Annotated in this window: 15 protein-coding genes; 9 read left to right on the top strand and 6 right to left on the bottom strand. The window is 68.2% G+C overall.

Features of this window, described 5'->3' with window-relative positions:
* The first annotated feature begins 47 nt into the window (after positions 1 to 47).
* Entirely contained in the window at positions 48 to 347 is a 300-nt protein-coding gene (gene gatC, locus OYT95_RS04125; RefSeq protein ID WP_005240352.1) for an Asp-tRNA(Asn)/Glu-tRNA(Gln) amidotransferase subunit GatC, read from the top strand.
* A complete protein-coding gene (gene gatA, locus OYT95_RS04120; protein ID WP_037245420.1) occupies positions 344 to 1,825 on the top strand; it encodes an Asp-tRNA(Asn)/Glu-tRNA(Gln) amidotransferase subunit GatA in 1,482 nt (493 codons plus the stop codon). Before gatC ends, gatA begins: the two co-directional genes overlap by 4 nt.
* Here the strand turns inward: gatA and OYT95_RS04115 are convergent.
* Both OYT95_RS04115 and OYT95_RS04110 read right to left on the bottom strand, forming a co-directional pair.
* Positions 1,822 to 3,273 (bottom strand): alpha/beta-hydrolase family protein, encoded by a 1,452-nt coding sequence (locus OYT95_RS04115; RefSeq protein WP_037245422.1) that lies wholly within the window; start codon positions 3,271 to 3,273, stop codon positions 1,822 to 1,824. The genes gatA and OYT95_RS04115 overlap by 4 nt on opposite strands.
* The gene (locus OYT95_RS04110; protein WP_052033816.1) at positions 3,270 to 3,911 is read right to left on the bottom strand and encodes a hypothetical protein; all 642 of its coding nucleotides are present in this window, start codon (positions 3,909 to 3,911) and stop codon (positions 3,270 to 3,272) included. Before OYT95_RS04110 ends, OYT95_RS04115 begins: the two co-directional genes overlap by 4 nt.
* A gap of 139 nt (positions 3,912 to 4,050) precedes the next feature.
* Between OYT95_RS04110 and OYT95_RS04105 the strand changes: the two genes are divergently transcribed.
* The 4 genes from OYT95_RS04105 to gatB all read left to right on the top strand — a co-directional run bounded on the left by OYT95_RS04105 (position 4,051) and on the right by gatB (position 8,600).
* A complete protein-coding gene (locus tag OYT95_RS04105; RefSeq protein WP_037245426.1) occupies positions 4,051 to 5,247 on the top strand; it encodes a sensor histidine kinase in 1,197 nt (398 codons plus the stop codon).
* Positions 5,248 to 5,256: 9 nt separating this feature from the next.
* Positions 5,257 to 5,919: a response regulator gene (locus OYT95_RS04100; protein ID WP_005240363.1), complete on the top strand. Its 663-nt coding sequence runs from the start codon at positions 5,257 to 5,259 to the stop codon at positions 5,917 to 5,919.
* Between the two features lie 95 nt (positions 5,920 to 6,014).
* Positions 6,015 to 7,046: an ATP-dependent 6-phosphofructokinase gene (locus tag OYT95_RS04095; RefSeq protein ID WP_009479670.1), complete on the top strand. Its 1,032-nt coding sequence runs from the start codon at positions 6,015 to 6,017 to the stop codon at positions 7,044 to 7,046.
* 42 nt (positions 7,047 to 7,088) lie between these two features.
* On the top strand, positions 7,089 to 8,600 hold the full coding sequence (gatB, locus tag OYT95_RS04090; RefSeq protein WP_037245430.1) for an Asp-tRNA(Asn)/Glu-tRNA(Gln) amidotransferase subunit GatB: 1,512 nt from the start codon (positions 7,089 to 7,091) through the stop codon (positions 8,598 to 8,600).
* Positions 8,601 to 8,676: 76 nt separating this feature from the next.
* On the opposite strand, the gene OYT95_RS04085 is transcribed toward gatB, so the two are convergent.
* Positions 8,677 to 9,825, bottom strand: a complete 1,149-nt coding sequence (locus OYT95_RS04085) for a PQQ-dependent sugar dehydrogenase (protein ID WP_037245433.1) — start codon at positions 9,823 to 9,825, stop codon at positions 8,677 to 8,679.
* A 98-nt stretch (positions 9,826 to 9,923) separates the two neighbouring features.
* Between OYT95_RS04085 and OYT95_RS04080 the strand changes: the two genes are divergently transcribed.
* On the top strand, positions 9,924 to 10,793 hold the full coding sequence (locus OYT95_RS04080) for a DoxX family protein (RefSeq protein WP_037245435.1): 870 nt from the start codon (positions 9,924 to 9,926) through the stop codon (positions 10,791 to 10,793).
* Positions 10,794 to 10,862: 69 nt separating this feature from the next.
* On the opposite strand, the gene OYT95_RS04075 is transcribed toward OYT95_RS04080, so the two are convergent.
* The 3 genes from OYT95_RS04075 to OYT95_RS04065 all read right to left on the bottom strand — a co-directional run bounded on the left by OYT95_RS04075 (position 10,863) and on the right by OYT95_RS04065 (position 15,118).
* Positions 10,863 to 12,398 carry an amino acid permease gene (locus OYT95_RS04075; RefSeq protein ID WP_037245438.1) on the bottom strand — a complete coding sequence of 512 codons (1,536 nt, stop codon included), beginning with the start codon at positions 12,396 to 12,398 and terminating at the stop codon, positions 10,863 to 10,865.
* 325 nt (positions 12,399 to 12,723) lie between these two features.
* Positions 12,724 to 14,568, bottom strand: coding sequence for a dihydroxy-acid dehydratase (gene ilvD, locus OYT95_RS04070; RefSeq protein ID WP_037245440.1), 1,845 nt, complete (start codon positions 14,566 to 14,568; stop codon positions 12,724 to 12,726).
* A gap of 52 nt (positions 14,569 to 14,620) precedes the next feature.
* Entirely contained in the window at positions 14,621 to 15,118 is a 498-nt protein-coding gene (locus tag OYT95_RS04065; RefSeq protein WP_037245444.1) for a PH domain-containing protein, read from the bottom strand.
* A 267-nt stretch (positions 15,119 to 15,385) separates the two neighbouring features.
* Between OYT95_RS04065 and OYT95_RS04060 the strand changes: the two genes are divergently transcribed.
* A complete protein-coding gene (locus tag OYT95_RS04060) occupies positions 15,386 to 17,329 on the top strand; it encodes an acetolactate synthase large subunit (protein WP_037245447.1) in 1,944 nt (647 codons plus the stop codon).
* A complete protein-coding gene (gene ilvN, locus OYT95_RS04055; protein ID WP_015890233.1) occupies positions 17,326 to 17,829 on the top strand; it encodes an acetolactate synthase small subunit in 504 nt (167 codons plus the stop codon). Before OYT95_RS04060 ends, ilvN begins: the two co-directional genes overlap by 4 nt.
* Positions 17,830 to 17,864: the final 35 nt, after the last annotated feature.

Genomic DNA, 17,864 nt, shown 5'->3' with positions numbered 1-17,864 from the left:
CTAGGCTGGACCCACTTGTGTACGTCCGAACCGAAAGGGGCCCCGCGGTGCCTGCCATCTCCCGTGACGAGGTCGCGCACCTCGCGCGGCTGTCTCGACTCGCCCTGACCGATGCCGAGCTCGACGAGTTCGCCGGTCAGCTGGACTCGATTCTCAGCCACGTGAAGGTGGTCACCGAGGTGCCCGCCGAGGATGTTCCGCCGATGGCGAACCCGAATGCGGTCACCAACGTGACCCGTCCCGACGTGATCGTTCCCGGCCTGACTCCCGAGCAGGCGCTCTCCGGCGCCCCGGCTGTCGAGCAGGATCGCTTCGCCGTCCCGCAGATCCTTGGAGAGGGCGAATGAGCGCCGAACTGACCACTCTCGACGCCGCAGATCTCGCGTCGAAGATCCACAGCCGTGAGGTGTCGTCCGTCGAGGTCACCCAGGCGCATCTCGACCGCATCGCCGCGGTCGACGGTGAACTGAACGCCTTCTTGCACGTCGCAGGGGAGCAGGCCCTCGTGTCGGCGAAGGAAGTCGACAGCAGCCTCGCCGCAGGCAACGCGCCCGCCTCCCCGCTCGCGGGAGTTCCATTGGCGCTCAAGGACATCTTTACCACCACCGACATGCCCACCACGTGCGCGTCGAAGATTCTCGAGGGCTGGATCGCACCGTACGACGCGACGCTCACGACGAAACTGCGCGAGGCCGGCATCCCGATCCTGGGAAAGACCAACCTCGACGAGTTCGCGATGGGTTCGTCCACCGAGAACTCCGCCTACGGCCCCACCCGCAACCCGTGGGACACCACGCGCATCCCGGGCGGCTCGGGCGGCGGCAGTGCCGCCGCCCTCGCGTCCCGGCAGGCCCCGCTCGCGATCGGCACCGACACCGGCGGCTCGATCCGTCAGCCCGCCGCCGTCACGGCGACGGTCGGCACCAAGCCGACGTACGGCACGGTCTCCCGTTTCGGACTGGTGGCCTGCGCGTCCTCGCTCGACCAGGGTGGTCCGTGCGGTCGCACGGTCCTCGACACCGCGCTGTTGCACGAGGTCATCGCCGGGCACGACCCGCGTGACTCGACGTCGATCGACGCACCCGTGCGCCCCGTGGTGGCGGCCGCGCGTGAGGGCGCCGGTGGCAATCTGAAGGGCGTGAAGGTCGGTGTGGTCAAGGAACTGCACTCCGACAGCTACCAGCCCGGGGTCATCTCCTCGTTCGACGCCGCCGTCGCGCAACTCACGGAGCTCGGTGCCGAGGTCGTCGAGGTGTCGTGCCCCAACTTCGAGTACGCGCTCGCGTCGTACTACTTGATCCTGCCGAGCGAGGTGTCGTCGAACCTCGCGCGCTTCGACGCGATGCGGTACGGACTCCGCATCGACGAGGGCGACATGAGCGCCGACCAGGTGATGGCTGCGACGCGCGCCGCCGGCTTCGGCCCGGAGGTCAAGCGCCGCATCATGATCGGTACCTACGCGCTGTCGTCCGGCTACTACGACGCGTATTACGGTCAGGCGCTCAAGGTGCGGACGCTCATCGCCAGGGACTTCGAGAAGGCCTACGAGAAGGTGGACGTCCTGGTGTCGCCCACCAGCCCGTTCACCCCGTGGAAGCTGGGCGAGAAGGTCGGCGACCCGCTCGCGATGTACCTCTCGGACCTGTGCACGCTGCCCACCAATCTGGCCGGGCACTGCGCGATGTCGGTTCCGTCGGGACTGTCCGCGGACGACGGTCTGCCGGTGGGACTGCAGATCATGGCGCCCGCGCTGGCCGACGAGCGGCTGTACCGCGTCGGTGCCGCGTACGAGGCCGCACGCGGTCCGATCGGCTCGCCGAACTAGGAGCAGTCGGGCAGGGCGGTGCCCTGCTCGCTGCCGTAGCGGTGTCCGTGCCCGGCCGCGAAGTTCAGCGCGGACACCAGGTCGACGCTCGTCTGCAGGAACGTGATGCCCGGAATCCATTGGGGGACCGGCGCATCGCGTACTGCGAGCGAGAGGTCGGGTCGGTGGACGATCAGGTCGGGGGACCACCACACCACCGGGTCGGACGTGTTCGCCAGCACCGTCGCCCCGTCCGTCAGTACGGAGCCTGCGGGCGGCCCTGCCCACAGTGCGCCGCAGACACGCTCGCGGAGTTGGTCGGCGTCGGTGAAAATTGCGCTGCCGCCGACGGATCCGAGACTCTGGCCGTAGACGTACAGCGCCGGGCGCAGGAGGTCGGGAAGATCGGCGATCCGCTCGGCGACGGCATCGAACAACGCTGCCGCCGATTCGTCTGCGGCGGAACGTCCGAACACGAACGTGATCCAGCTCGGCAGGTACGAGTACTGCATGCCGACGATCGCGACGTCGTCGTCGAAGCGCTCCTCGAATCCCTCGGCGGCATTCTCGTCGATCCACCCCGAGCCGGTGGGGACGGTGACGACGATGGCGGACCGGGCGAATCCGCCTGCCCGCTCGAGCTCCGAGACCGCCAGTGCCGCACGCGATTCGACGTCGGGTGCCGAGTCCATTCCCACATAGGTGCGGATGCCGGCCGACTGCTCGCCCGCCGCCACGAACCGTCGTCCCTGGCGTCCGAGCGACTCCCAGCTGATAGCGGAGTCCGGGCTGCCGGACAATTCGGCGGACATCGGCCGGTGCAGTGACACGTCGACGAGAGCGTTGGAGTCGCTGTAGGAACGGGACATCATTCCCCACAACGCGGGCCCGGCGACCAGTTGCAGTCCGGTCGCGAGAACGACGGCGGTGGTGGCGCTGCCGATCCAGCCGAGACGGCGGGCGACCGTGCCGACGACGCTGCCGATACCGACCAACAGCAGGAACGTCAGCGCCGCCCCGAGGATCGCCTGCATCCAGTGGTCCGGCCCGATGCCCGGCATGCCCATCGCGGCGCGCAGCGAATCCTGCCAATGGTCGGCGAGCACGATCGCCCAGGTCACCACGATCATGGCGCCGATCAGGACCAGCAGACGCACCGAGTCCCGCGGCGGGTGGTGGCTGCGCGAACGGGTGACGAGGTACCGCAGCCGGCGGAAGAGGACGACGAATCCGAAACCGATCGCGGCGAGGACCCCGGTGAACAGGGCCTGCGTCAGCGCACTCCGGGGGAGCAGTGAGGGAGCAAGAGATGCGAGTGTGACGGCGGTGACGACGATCGTGGAGGAGGCGCGGGGGAGAGCGGAGACCGGGATCGTCGTGACCAGAGTGCGGCGCAGGGCATTCGGCTTCGTGTGCGAGCTACTGTGCACCGTGCTCCGTCCGGGACCGGACAGAGCGGTGGTGGTCATGCGACGGCTCCGACCGGATGCGGCCGGCGGCGGATCGACCAGGCCGCGCCGGCGAGGAGCACGACACCGACACCGCCTGCCAGTGCATACGGGAGTCCGGATTCGGTGACCGGTGCCGAATAGCTCTGGCGCCAGCTGTTTCCGGTGACGAAGGTGGTCGCGACGTTTGCCATGACGAAGCACTGCGCCCGTGACTGCTCGTCGGCGCGGGTGTCGCACGCCGCGTGCATGCGCTGATCCAGCTGCGTGTCGAGGCTCTGCCGCGCCCAGGGACCCAGGTCCTCACCGGACCGGGACGCGTACCGCAGAAGGTCGTACCCGAGGTCGTGCGCCTTGCACGACGTGTCGAACTCGAGGGGCAGCGGCACGGGAGACGAGCAGTCCCCGCCGGGATTGGCGAGCATCCCGTCGATCGGCACCGGCGTGTAGCCCATCACGTCGGCGAAGTCCGCGGGAATGGAGTCCTCGGAGATCTCGGCCGGTGCGGTGAGGGTGTGCACCGCGGCGGAGGCGGCAGCGTTCTCGTGCCGGGGCGTGCTCGCGGCGCCGGTGCCTGCGAATCCTGTCGTGGTCAGTAGTGCGGTTGCGGCGCACGCCACCGCGGCCCAAGTCGTTCTCCGTGTCCCCGTCTTTCGCATGACGAGAACGTTATGAATTCGTGTTGCGCGGCCACATCACCCCGGAGTCCGGTTCGATCCCTGGCCTCGTGGTGCGAGGGGGCCCCGATCTCATACTCCGGGGCTACGCCGACATGAGCCCGGGGTATGAGGACACTGCGTGACCACGGTTTCTACTGTCGACGGTGTGAAGACGAAGACGCGCATCCGGAGAGCCGCCGAAGGTCAGTGGCTGAACGTGGCAATCGTCGTGGTCACGGCGATCCTGTTCGCCGTGGCGTGGCCGACCCTGCAGCTGACCCACCAGGTCAGTCCTCCCATTCAACCGTTCGTGGCGGCGCTCGCGACGTTCCCGTTCCTGCTCATCCGGTCGAATCCGGCGCTGGCCTGGGCCGTCTCCGCAGTCTCGGCGCTGGTGATTCCGCGCGTCTTCGCACTGCAGGACGGCTACGACTACCCCTGGCAGGTGGTCCACATCCTGGTGATGCTCGCCCTGCTGGCCGCCGTCAGCATGCGGGCCGCGATTCCGGTAGTGGGCGTGGCATGGATGTCCACCGTCCTGCTGTTCCTCGCCGACACCCCGGGCACCAACGGCCGCGGGTGGGCGGTGGGCCTGACCGCGATCGTCGTCTTCGGCCTGCTGATCCGGTGGCTGGTGCTCTCCCGCCGGCAACTCGCGCAGCAGGAGGAACTGAGCGAGCTCGAGCGCACTCGCCGGACGATTCTGGAGGAGAAGGCGCGCATCGCCCGGGACCTGCACGACGTCGTCGCGCACCACATGTCGATGGTCGTGGTGCAGGCGCAGAGCGCGCCGTACCGCATCGCCGACATGTCGGACGAGACGCGGGCCGAGTTCGAATCGATCGGGGCCGCCGGCCGCGCCGCGCTGAACGAGGTGCGCGGACTGCTCGGAGTGCTGCGCAGCGACGGCCAGCTGGCAGAGCACGCGCCCCAGCCCGGGGTGCAGCAGATCAGCGAGCTGCTCGAGGGCAGCCGCAGGGCAGGCATTCCCGTCGCCTGGCACGTCGACGGTGACCCGACGCTCGTGTCGGAGTCGGTCGGACTCGTGATGTACCGCATCCTGCAGGAATCCCTCGCCAACACGGCCCGCCACGCGGCGGGCGCCGCGGTCGAGGTGAAGATCGCGTACGAGTCGCCGATCGCGTCGGTGTCGATCGTGAACGGCCCGCCGAGGCGGAGCCTCGTCTCGGCCCTGACCAGGCACGAGTCGACCGGCGGCAACGGCATCATCGGAATGCGTGAGCGTGCGCAGGCAGTCGGGGGCGTACTCACCACCCACCTGCACGACAACGGCGGATTCGAGGTCCACGCCGAGTTCCCGGTCGCCTCCGCCTAGGCTGGCTGGGTGGCCATCACCGTATTCATCGCCGACGACCAGGCTATGGTCCGGCAGGGCTTCGGAGCCCTGCTCGCCTCACAGCCCGACATCAGTGTCATCGGTGACGCTCCGGACGGGGCAGTGGCGGTGAGCGAGGTCCGGCGTCTGCGGCCCGACGTGGTCCTGATGGACGTCCGCATGCCGGAGATGAACGGACTCGACGCGGCCCGCGTCATCCTGTCGGCCGGTTTCGATCCGCCGGTGCGGGTGCTCATGCTCACCACGTTCGACGTCGACGACTACGTGTACGAGGCGCTGAGCATCGGGGCCAGCGGCTTCATGCTCAAGGACGCGCCCGCGGAGGAACTCATCCGTGCGGTGCGGGTGGTCGCGGACGGCGAGGCGCTTCTCGCGCCGACCGTCACCCGGCGACTCATCGCCGACGTGACCAGCCGCCGCAGCACGGCGCGCCGCAAACCGGCAGCGCTGTCGGCGCTGACGCCCCGCGAGCGCGAGGTGCTCGAACTCATCGCCCGCGGCATGTCCAACACCGAGATCGCGGAGCGCCTGTTCGTCGCCGAGCAGACCGTCAAGACGCACGTCGGCAAAGTGCTGTCGAAGCTGGATCTGCGCGACCGCGCCCAGGCAGTGGTCCTGGCGTACGAGAGCGGTCTCGTCACACCCGGCTGAGTGAACCGGCGGTCCGAGGTGCTCGAACGCGGTTCGAGCGGCAAGATGTGTAAAGAGAACCACCATCACCACACGAGACGACGAGGGGTGCTTGGATGCGGATCGGAATGCTCACCGGAGGCGGCGACTGCCCCGGACTGAATGCGGTGATCAGGGCGGTGGTTCGGACCGCCGCCGGCCGATACGGCAGCTCGGTGGTGGGATTCCGTGACGGCTGGCGCGGCCTGCTCGAGGATCGCAAGGTCGTGCTGTCCAACGACGACCGGATCGACCGAATTCTCACCCGCGGCGGCACCATCCTCGGCACCGCGCGGGTCAACCCCGACAAATTGAAGGCCGGTCTCGACCAGATCCGCCAGACGCTCGACGACAACGGGATCGACGCGCTCATCCCGATCGGCGGGGAGGGAACGCTCACGGCCGCCAGCTGGCTCGCCGAGAGTGGGGTGCCCGTGATCGGGGTTCCGAAGACGATCGACAACGACATCGACTGCACCGACGTGACGTTCGGTTTCGACACCGCGCTGTCCATCGCGACCGACGCGATCGACCGCCTCCACACCACCGCCGAATCCCACCAGCGGGTGATGCTCGTCGAGGTGATGGGACGGCATGCGGGCTGGATCGCGCTGCACTCCGGGCTCGCGACCGGTGCGCATCTCACTCTCGTTCCCGAGGTCCCGTTCGACGTCGGCGAAGTCTGCTCCCTCGTGAAGAAGCGATTCCAGCGCGGCGATTCGCATTTCATCTGCGTCGTCGCCGAGGGGGCCACTCCGACCCCGGAGTCGATGAGTCTGCGCGAAGGCGGCATCGACGAGTTCGGTCACAAGCGATTCACCGGCGTCGCGCAGCAGCTCGGCGACGAGATCGTCCGCCGCATCGGCAAGGAGGTGCGGACGACGGTGCTCGGGCACGTGCAGCGGGGTGGAACCCCGACGCCGTACGACCGGGTGCTCGCCACCCGCTTCGGGGTGCACGCCACCGACGCGGTCCACCGCGGCGACTTCGGCAACATGGTGGCCCTGCACGGCACGTCGATCGACCTCGTGCCGCTCGAGGAGGCGACCCGGCGCCTCAAGACGGTGCCGCGGGAGCGGTACGAGGAGGCGGCCGCATTTTTCGGCTGACCGCGTTTTTCGGTGAACGCCCGGACGCATAAACTCTGTGGCATGACTGCTGTCGATGCTCCGGACCTCCTCGACTACGACGAAGTGCTCGCCAAGTACGAGCCTGTTCTCGGCATGGAGGTGCACGTAGAGCTCGGCACCGAAACGAAGATGTTCTGCCCGTGCCCCACCGAGTTCGGTGCCGAGCCGAACACGCAGGTGTGCCCGGTGTGCCTCGGTCTGCCGGGGTCGTTGCCCGTCGTGAACGAGGCGGCGGTCGAGTCCGCGATCCGGATCGGGCTCGCACTGAACTGTTCCATCACACCGTGGGGCCGGTTCGCGCGGAAGAACTACTTCTACCCGGATCAGCCGAAGAACTACCAGATCTCCCAGTACGACGAGCCGATCGCCACCGACGGTTACCTCGACGTCGTCCTCGACGACGGCACCACGTGGCGCGTGGAGATCGAGCGCGCGCACATGGAAGAGGACACCGGAAAGTCGCTGCACGTCGGCGGCGCGACCGGGCGCATCCACGGTGCCAGCCATTCGTTGCTCGACTACAACCGCGCCGGGGTCCCGCTGGTCGAGATCGTCACCAAGACGATCAGCGGCGCCGGTGCCCGCGCCCCCGAGGTGGCCCGCGCGTACGTCACCGCGCTGCGCGACCTGCTGAAGTCGCTGAACGTCTCCGACGTCCGCATGGACCAGGGTTCGATGCGCTGCGACGCCAACGTGTCGCTGATGCCGATCGGGGCGACCGAACTCGGGACCCGCACCGAGACGAAGAACGTCAACTCCCTCAAGAGCGTCGAGGTGGCGGTGCGGTACGAGATGCGCCGGCAGGCCGCTGTGCTGGAGGCCGGCGGTGAGGTGATCCAGGAGACCCGGCACTTCCAGGAGGCCGACGGGACCACGTCGCCGGGCCGCCGCAAGGAGACCGCCGAGGACTACCGCTACTTCCCGGAGCCCGATCTCGAGCCGGTCGCGCCCAGCGCGGAATGGATCGAGGAACTGCGTGGCACCCTGCCGGAGCTGCCGTGGGTCCGCCGTGCCCGGATCCAGGCCGACTGGGGCGTCTCCGACGAGGTCATGCGCGACCTCGTCAACGCCGGCGCCCTCGACCTCGTCATCGCGACCGTCGAGGCCGGCGCCTCCCCGGAGGCCGCGCGGTCGTGGTGGGTGTCATACCTGGCGCAGCAGGCCAATACCCGCGGGGTGGAACTCGCCGAGCTGCCGATCACCCCGGCTCAGGTCGCGCAGGTCGTCGCGCTGATCGACAGCGGGAAGCTCAACAACAAGGTGGCCCGCCAGGTGGTCGACCACGTCCTCGAGGGTGAGGGCGACCCCGAGCAGGTCGTCGCGAACCACCCCGAGCTCGTCGTCGAACGCGACGACACGAAGCTGAAGGCGGCCGTTGAGGAGGCTCTGGCCGCGAACCCCGACATCGCCGAGAAGATTCGTGGCGGCAAGGTCGCGGCGGCGGGCAAGATCGTCGGCGACGTGATGAAGGCCACGCGTGGTCAGGCCGACCCGGCCCGCGTCAAGGAGCTGGTCATCGAGGCCTGCGGCTGATCTCCGTCTGCACCAACGGGACGCTCGTTCGGATGAACCGAACGAGCGTCCCGTTCGTTTCGACGGGGGCGGGCCGTCAGTCGAATCCGCCGCCACCGGAGGGCAGGGGCATCTTGATCACACGGTCGTCGTTGGGTCCGGGCTGACCGGCGGTCTTGTTGACGGTGCTCACCCAGATGAGACCGTCGGGTCCGAGTGCGGCGCCGCCGAGTTGGCCGTACCGGTCCTGGACGATGACACCGGGGGCTGTCGTGACGGCTCCCGTGCCGGGGTCGGCAGCGAGTGCGGACATGGCCTTCGCGGTGCTCAGTGACACCGCAACGACGTCACCGGCGGCGACGCAGCCGCCGACGCCGGGCCGCTCCGGCCACGTCCACACCGGAGACGACACGGCTCCGTCGGCGCTGACCCGCAGGAGCCGGTCCTCCAACGCGGTGCGGTCGGTGACCCACACGGCCACACCCGGGTCGACGCACACCCCGCCGGCGGTCCCGATGCCCGACAGCACCACCTGAGGGCGGGGCTGCGCCGGAGTCGGTGCGGGCGACAGGGCGGTGACCTTCAGCAGTTTCCCGGCGAGGGACGCCGGATCGGCGGCCGCGGCGGCGTTGCCCGCGTTGCCGGTGAGGACCATCAGTTCGTCGCCCGAGAATTCGAGCGACCCGGCGTTGCCCGCGTCTCCGCGCGGGATCCCGCCGAGAACTTCCTTGGCGGAGTCTCCCGGTGCGATCCGCACCACCCGGTTGTCGGTCGGGGTCGTGACGTACGCGTAGATGAGGTTGTCCTCGACGAAACTCGGCGACAGCGCGATGTCGAGGAGTCCACCGTCGGTGCTGCCGTCGACGTCGACGTGCGCGATCTCCTTGGGGGTCTGCCCCTGGGCGACCTGCAGGATGCGTCCGGTCCGCCGCTCCGCGACCAGGGCGGTGGCCCCGTCGGGGAGGACGACGAGTCCGCCGGTGGTGTCGAGGCAGGTGGCGATCACGCTGGGGTCCGGATCCTGGCACGGTCCGAGCGGCCCGCTCGGCGGTGGGGTGGTCGTGGTGGACGGCGGCGGGTTCTCCGGTTCCACCTCGCCCCCCGACGCGCCCGTCGGTTCGGGTGTGAAGGGGGAGGACGCGGAGTCGTCAAATTTCGCGCATCCGGCGGCGAGGACCGCCGTCACGCACAGTGCGGACATCGCCATCTTGCGGGACGCCGTGCGGCGCCGCCCACCCACCATCATGATGGAGACGTTACGGAAGAGTGCGAGGTCGCCGCCACGCCGGTTCCGCCTACCAGCGATGTCCGGCCGGTCGACCTAGGCTTGACGGTGTGACTGACATGCGGAAAGACCCCAGCGAGTCGTCGGACCAGGGTGCTGCGGACCAGAGCGCCTCACCCGGCTACGGCAAGGTCTCGAGCCCTTACGACCTTCCCACCGAGCGCTTTCCGTCGGCCACGCCGACGTCCGGTTCCGCGGGGCAGCGTCTGCCGCACACCGATGACGAACTCGACTACGGCGATGCGCGCGGCGCCGGTCTCCCCACCGAGCAGATCCCCGCGTACCGGCAGTCGGGGGCGTCCGACATGTCGGACCAGCCGACGCAGGTGATCGGCGCGGGTTCCGGCGCATCCCTCGGGGCCACGGCGGGTGATTCGTCGACCGACCGGATCGGCGAGGGCGACGTGAAGATCGGCCGCGGCACCCTGGACCTCGGACTGCTGGCCCTGCGACTCGCGGTCGGCGGAACGGCACTCGTGCACGGCCTGCAGAAGCTGACGGGGATGTGGAACGGTCCGGGACTCGACGGGTTCGAAGAGGTGCTCGTGAACTCGGGGTTCCAGCAGGCGAAACTGCTCGCGATCCTGGGTGCGATCGGTGAGGTCGCAGGCGGTGCACTGCTGATCCTCGGCCTCGTCACCCCGCTGGCCGCGGCCTCGGTGCTGGCCGTGATGATCAATGCGTGGGCGTTCCGGCAGATCGCGGAACCGGGGCTCGAGTACTTCGCGCCCGCAGGCACCGAGTACGAGACGCTGCTGGGTGTGTGCGCCGGCGTGATCATTCTCACCGGGCCGGGACGCATCTCGCTCGACGGCCGCCGGGGCTGGGCGACGCGCCCGTTCATCGGGTCGTTCGCGGCACTGATCCTGGGCGTCGCCGCCGGTGTCTGCGTGTGGATCTTCCTGAACGGCGCCAACCCGCTCATCTGAGCGTCTCTTGCATACACGACTGCGCCGCACCCCGGATCGGGAGTGCGGCGCAGTCGTTTTCGTCAGAGATCAGCGTTGGACGAGTTCCGGGATGTTCTCCTCCTCGGGCGGGCCGGACTGTGCGGCGAGCTTCTGTCCGAGGACCGACTTGCGCCGGCCGTAGGCGAGGTAGACGACGACGCCGAGGGCCATCCACACGAGGAACCGGATCCAGGTCTCGACCGACAGGTTCAGCATCAGCCACCCGCAGGCCAGGACGGCGAGGATGGGGACCAGCGGGACCAGCGGAACGCGGAATCCGCGCGGCAGGTCGGGACGCGTGCGGCGGAGGATGATGACGCCGATGCAGACGAGGACGAACGCGAAGAGGGTGCCGATGTTCACCATCTCCTCGAGCGTGCCCATCGGGAAGAAGGCGGCAAGGAGTGCGACCACGGCGCCGACGAACAGGGTGATGCGGACCGGGCTGCCGTTCTTGCCGGTCTTGGCGAGACCGCGGGGCACCAGTCCGTCGCGGGACATGGCGAACAGGACACGGGTCTGGCCGAGCATCATCACCATCACGACGGTGGTGAGGCCCGCGAGCCCACCGAAGTTGATCGCGGTCTGGGCCCAGGTGATGCCGTGTGCCTCGAAGGCGGTTGCGAGGGTGGCGCTGCTGTCGCCGACGAGCGGGCTACCGGTCTTGAGGTCGGTGTACTTCACCATGCCGGTGAGCACGAGGGTGACGGCGACGTAGAGCACGGTGACGATGGCGAGCGAACCGAGAATGCCGCGGGGGAGCGCCTTCTGCGGGTTCTTGGTCTCTTCGGCGGTGGTGGCGACGACGTCGAATCCGATGAAGGCGAAGAAGACGAGGCTCGCTGCGGCGAGGAGGCCGTACCAGCCGTAGCTGCTGCCGTCGGCTCCGGAGAGGAAGGAGAAGAGGGTCTGGTGCACACCCTGCGCGGCGCTCCCGTTGCTCTCGGCGGGCGGGATGTACGGGGCGTAGTTCTCCTTCTTGATGTAGAAGACGCCCACGGCGATGACGAGGAGGACGACGGCGATCTTGATGGCCGTGATGACGGCGGACACGCGCGAGGACACCTTGGTCCCGATGGCGAGCACGATCGTGATGCCGCCGACGATGATCAGCGAGCCCCAGTCGAAGTCGATGGGACCGAGGTGGGCTGTGGTGGATCCGCTGAACCCGAGGACGTTACCCAGATAGAGCGACCAGCCCTTGGAGACGACGGCCGCTGCGAGGGCGAATTCGAGGATGAGGTCCCAGCCGATGATCCAGGCGACGAACTCGCCGAAGGTGGCGTAGGAGAACGTGTACGCACTGCCCGCGACGGGGACGGTGGATGCGAACTCGGCGTAGCAGAGGGCGGCCAGGCCGCACGCGATGGCGGCGAGGACGAAGGCGAGCGAGATGGACGGCCCGGCGACGTTGCCTGCAGTCCGGGCGGTGAGCGTGAAGATGCCGGCGCCGATCACGACGGCGACACCGAAGACGGTGAGGTCCTTCGCGGTGAGTTCCCTCCGCAGCCGGGTGTCGGGTTCGTCGGTGTCCGCTATCGATTGCTCAACGGATTTCGTTCGCCAAATGCCGACTCCTGGCATGTGTCGCTCCTTGGTTGTGTTCCCGATGGCCTCGTGGGCCGGAGATGTTCCGGTGGTGCTGCCGATTGTGATGTAGGTCTCAACGGCCAACTGAGGGAACCACTACTGAGCGCCGTGTGCAAGAAGCGCGGCCTCAACTGATCAATTCGATCAGTAGAACCTGTTCTGGGGTGTTGCCGCCTGCGCGAGTTGATCACCCGTGAGCGCGGTCACATCCGCGGCGGAATCGGTGGGCGCACCGACGACGGAAGCCGGGTGCCGCGGCAGGAAGCTCCTGCTGCGGCACCCGGCTTCGTGTCTGCTCGGTGCGCCCGGTGCTGGGGCGTCAGGGGACCTGACGGACCGCGCCCTTGTCTGCGGACGTGGCCAGCGCGGCGTACGCCCGCAGGGCCGTGGTGACGGTGCGTTCGCGATTCACCGGCTGCCACGGACGCTCGGAAGACTCCATCTTCGCCCGGCGCTCGGCGAGCACCGCGTCGTCGACGAGGAGCTTCAGCGTGCGGGTCGCGATGTCGATGAGGATCTGGTCGCCGTCCTCCACCAGGCCGATGGCGCCGCCACTGGCGGCCTCGGGGGAGATGTGGCCGATGGACAGTCCCGAGGAACCGCCGGAGAATCGGCCGTCGGTGATCAGCGCGCACTTCTTCCCGAGGCCGGAGCCCTTGAGGAATGCGGTGGGGTGCAGCATCTCCTGCATGCCCGGGCCGCCTGCGGGACCCTCGTAGCGCACGACGAGGACCTCACCGGGCTGAATCCTCTTGCCGAGGATCACCGACACCGCCTCTTCCTGAGACTCCACGACGCGCGCGGGACCCTGGAAGTGGAACAGGTCTTCGTCGATGCCCGCCGTCTTGATGACAGCACCGTCGACGGCGATGTTGCCGCGCAGCACGGCCAGGCCGCCCTCGACCGTGTGCTTGTGCTCGAAGTCGCGGATGCAGCCGTTGGCGGCGTCCGTGTCGAGCGACGACCAGCGGTTGTTCGTCGAGAACGGCTCGGTGGTGCGGACACCGCCCGGTGCGGCGTGGAAGAGTTCGACGGCCTCGTCGGATGCCTTGCCGGACCGGATGTCCCATGTGTCGAGCCACTCGTCGAAGCTCTTCGTGTGCACGGTCGAGACGTCGCTCTCGAGCAGTCCGGCCCGCCGGAGTTCGCCGAGGATCGCGGGGATCCCGCCCGCCCGGTGCACGTCCTCCATGTGGTAGTCCGAGTTGGGCGAGACCTTCGACAGGCACGGAACCTTGCGGCTGATCTCGTCGATCTTGTCGAGGTCGAAGTCGTAGACCTCACCCTCCTGCGCGGCCGCGAGGGTGTGCAGGACCGTGTTGGTGGACCCGCCCATCGCGACGTCCAGTGCCATCGCGTTGCGGAACGCGGCGGGCGTCGCGATGTTGCGGGGGAGGACGGAGTCGTCCTCGTCCCGGTAGTACCGCAGTGCGGCTTCGACGACGGTGGTTCCCGCACGGGTGAACAGCGCGCGACGGGCCTCGTGGGTGGCCAGCGTGGAACCGTTGCCCGGCAACGCCAGACCGAGCGCCTCGGTGAGGCAGTTCATGGAGTTCGCGGTGAACATGCCCGAGCACGACCCGCACGTGGGGCAGGCGCTGCGCTCGACCTCGGACAGTCCTTCGTCGTCGACCTGGTCGTTGGCGCTCGCCGAGATCGCCGTGATGAGGTCGGTCGGTGCCTGGGCGACACCGTTCACGACCACCGCCTTGCCTGCCTCCATCGGACCGCCGGACACGAACACTGTGGGAACGTTCAAACGCAGTGCGGCATTGAGCATTCCGGGGGTGATCTTGTCGCAGTTGGAGATGCACACGAGTGCGTCGGCGGTGTGCGCGTTGACCATGTACTCGACGGAGTCGGCGATGATCTCGCGGCTGGGAAGGGAATACAGCATGCCGCCGTGTCCCATCGCGATGCCGTCGTCGACAGCGATCGTGTGGAACTCGCGAGGTACACCACCGGCGGCGCGGACGGCGTCGGCGACGATGTCGCCGACGTTCTTCAGGTGGACGTGCCCGGGAACGAACTGCGTGTACGAGTTCGCGATCGCGACGATCGGCTTCCCGAAGTCGGAGTCGGTCATTCCGGTGGCGCGCCACAGCGCGCGGGCGCCTGCGGCATTTCGTCCTGCGGTGGTGGTTCGGGACCTCAGCGGGGGCATGAGCGTATTCCTTAGTCAGCGTACGGAAGTACTGACAAACGCTACTCGCGCACTATTCCCCGTCTGTGTCCGGCCGGTTCTTCACGGGCTGCTCGCCGTTCGATTCGGCGCCGGCGTGGTCGGCCGCTTCGTCCGCCGCGGCGGCTGCCGCGTAGGGGTCGGTGATGCGGCCGCCGCTCGCCTCGGCGATCTCGGGAAGGCGGTCGAACGTGACGACGGGCAGGGTCACCTCGCCCCCGTCGGCCAGCGTCGCCCGGGCCCAGCCGCGCTTGGGGAACCGGAATCCCGTGATCTCGGACCACGCCAGCGACCGGCCGCCGAACAGCCGGCGCACCTCGAGTCCGTCGGACGTGACCGTGGTGCGCACCCGCGCGACCCAGGCCACCGCGGCGATCGGGGCGATCACGAGCCAGCCGAAGGCGGCGGGCCAGCCGAAGATGGGGAACGACACGGCGAACAGGAGGAAGGCGCATCCCAGATAGGCCAGGGGAGAAATCCGGATGACCTGCTTGGGTGGGTTCGTCGTGTGGGATGATGATTCTGGTGGCACGGGCTGCTGCGGAGTTGACACCTCTACATCTTCGCACCGCAGCCGATGTATCTCATATTCTGGGACGGCCGACTCACCAAGTTGACTGTTCGCTATTAGCGCGCCTACCGTCGAGCGCGTGAAACAGAATGAGTTGCTCGTAATCGGCCGGCGCGTCGTCGCCTGAGTCGATTCCTTCAACTCGCCAGATAACGACGCGCCACCCTCGTACAGCATCAGCTGACGGGGGTTTTTTGTTGCCCGGAGCCAGAATCAGAGGATTTCCCAGTGAGCGCACCAACCGCACGGCCTCAACCCACGCCGCGCAAGTCGGGGGCAGCAAGCCCGACGACCGCGGCCGCCGCGACTCAGACCGGTAGCCGCCGCCAACTCGCCCCCGAGCGGGTCAGCGGCGCCCAGTCCGTGGTCCGAGCCCTCGAGGAGCTCGAGGTCGACACGGTATTCGGCATTCCGGGTGGTGCCGTTCTGCCTGTCTACGACCCGCTCTTCGACTCGAAGAAGGTCCGGCACGTGCTCGTCCGTCACGAGCAGGGTGCAGGCCACGCTGCCACCGGGTATGCCCAGGCGACCGGCAAGGTCGGCGTCTGTATGGCGACGTCCGGGCCCGGTGCGACCAACCTCGTGACACCGCTCGCCGACGCGCAGATGGACTCCGTTCCGGTCGTGGCCATCACCGGACAGGTCGGCCGGGGGCTCATCGGCACGGACGCGTTCCAGGAAGCCGACATCTCCGGCATCACGATGCCGATCACCAAGCACAACTTCCTCATCACCGACGGCGTCGACATCCCCCGGATCATCGCGGAGGCCTTCTATCTCGCCTCCAGCGGTCGTCCCGGCGCAGTGCTCGTCGACATCCCGAAGGACGTTCTGCAAGCGCAGACCACGTTCTCGTGGCCGCCGGAGATGCGGCTGCCCGGATACCGACCCGTCACCAAGCCGCACGGCAAGCAGGTCCGCGAGGCGGCCCGCCTGATCGCCGACGCGAAGCACCCGGTGCTGTACGTCGGTGGTGGCGTCATCAAGTCGGAATCGTCTCCGGAGCTGCTCGAATTGGCCGAGCTCACCGGCATTCCGGTGGTCACCACCCTCATGGCGCGCGGCGCGTTCCCGGACAGCCACACGCTGAACTGCGGCATGCCCGGTATGCACGGCACGGTCGCCGCGGTGGCGGCACTGCAGCGCAGCGACCTGCTGATCACGCTCGGTGCGCGCTTCGACGACCGCGTCACCGGTCAGCTCGATTCGTTCGCCCCCGACGCCAAGGTCATCCACGCCGACATCGACCCGGCGGAGATCGGCAAGAACCGGTACGCGGACGTCCCGATCGTCGGCGACTGCAAAGAGGTCATCGTCGAACTGATCGAGGCGATCAAGGCCGACCTGGCCACCGGAACCACGCTGGACCTCACCGAGTGGTGGGCGTATCTCGACGGAATCCGTCGCACGTACCCGCTCAGCTACGACCGTCCGTCCGACGGCGCGCTGTCCCCGGAGTACGTGATCCAGTCGGTCGGCAAGCTCGCCGGTCCCGACGCGATCTACTGCGCCGGCGTCGGACAGCACCAGATGTGGGCCGCACAGTTCGTCAACTACGAGAAGCCGCGCACCTGGCTGAACTCCGGCGGTCTCGGCACGATGGGCTACGCCGTGCCCGCCGCGATGGGCGCCAAGATGGGCATGCCCGACACCGAGGTGTGGGCCATCGACGGTGACGGCTGCTTCCAGATGACCAATCAGGAACTCGCCACCTGCGCGCTCGAGGGCATCCCGATCAAGGTTGCGCTCATCAACAACGGCAACCTCGGCATGGTGCGCCAGTGGCAGACGCTGTTCTACGACCAGCGCTACTCCAACACCAACCTCGGCACGCACGGCGCGATCCGCATCCCCGACTTCGTCAAGCTGGCGGAGGCGTTGGGCTGCCACGGCATTCGCGTCGAGCGCGAAGAGGACGTCGAGGCGGCGATCCGTGAGGCGCAGTCCATCAACGACAAGCCCGTGGTGATCGACTTCATCGTCGGCGCCGACGCCCAGGTGTGGCCGATGGTCGCGGCGGGCACAAGCAACGACGAGATCATGGCGGCGCGGGGCATCCGTCCGCTGTTCGACGACGACGAGGCGGCCGCAGAGCCGGCCGTCATTCACGAGGCCATGGAGCGCGAGCAGCGTTCGGGCACGGCCGCAGCGGCCAGGGAGGAAGATCAGTGAGCACCAGCCACACCCTCAGTGTTCTCGTCGAGGACAAGCCGGGCGTGCTGGCCAGGGTGGCCGCGCTGTTCTCCCGTCGTGGGTTCAACATCGAGTCGCTCGCCGTCGGTGGCACCGAGCTCCCCGAGATCTCCCGCATGACCATCGTCGTGACCGTCGACGAGTTCCCGCTCGAGCAGGTGACCAAGCAGCTCAACAAGCTCGTCAACGTCATCAAGATCGTCGAGCAGGACGGTGAGGCCTCCGTGGCCCGCGAGCTGGTGCTCATCAAGGTGCGAGCCGACGCCAGCGTGCGCACGCAGGTGATCGAGACGGTGAATCTGTTCCGCGCCAAGGTGATCGACGTCTCCCCGGAGTCGGTCACGATCGAGGCGACTGGAACGCGATCCAAGCTGGATGCGCTGCTGCGGATGCTCGATCCGTACGGTATCCGGGAGATCGTGCAGTCCGGGGTCGTGGCCGTGGGACGGGGGCCTAAGTCCATCACGGCCACTCGCTAGTACTTTAGATACGCAAATCCAAGAAAGAGGTTGAA

It is taken from the genome of Rhodococcus sp. JS3073, assembly GCF_026810085.1.
Lineage (GTDB): Bacteria > Actinomycetota > Actinomycetes > Mycobacteriales > Mycobacteriaceae > Rhodococcus_F > Rhodococcus_F wratislaviensis.
This window is presented reverse-complemented; position numbering and strand designations above follow the sequence as displayed.

Bases quoted from the DNA above. Each gene is read 5' to 3' on its own strand.
- gatA (WP_037245420.1), top strand. From the start codon at position 344: ATGAGCGCCGAACTGACCACTCTCGACGCCGCAGATCTCGCGTCGAAG.
- gatB (WP_037245430.1), top strand. From the start codon at position 7,089: ATGACTGCTGTCGATGCTCCGGACCTCCTCGACTACGACGAAGTGCTC.
- OYT95_RS04085 (WP_037245433.1), bottom strand. From the start codon at position 9,825: ATGATGGTGGGTGGGCGGCGCCGCACGGCGTCCCGCAAGATGGCGATG.
- OYT95_RS04075 (WP_037245438.1), bottom strand. From the start codon at position 12,398: ATGCCAGGAGTCGGCATTTGGCGAACGAAATCCGTTGAGCAATCGATA.
- OYT95_RS04115 (WP_037245422.1), bottom strand. From the start codon at position 3,273: ATGACCACCACCGCTCTGTCCGGTCCCGGACGGAGCACGGTGCACAGT.
- ilvD (WP_037245440.1), bottom strand. From the start codon at position 14,568: ATGCCCCCGCTGAGGTCCCGAACCACCACCGCAGGACGAAATGCCGCA.
- OYT95_RS04080 (WP_037245435.1), top strand. From the start codon at position 9,924: ATGCGGAAAGACCCCAGCGAGTCGTCGGACCAGGGTGCTGCGGACCAG.
- OYT95_RS04095 (WP_009479670.1), top strand. From the start codon at position 6,015: ATGCGGATCGGAATGCTCACCGGAGGCGGCGACTGCCCCGGACTGAAT.
- OYT95_RS04110 (WP_052033816.1), bottom strand. From the start codon at position 3,911: ATGCGAAAGACGGGGACACGGAGAACGACTTGGGCCGCGGTGGCGTGC.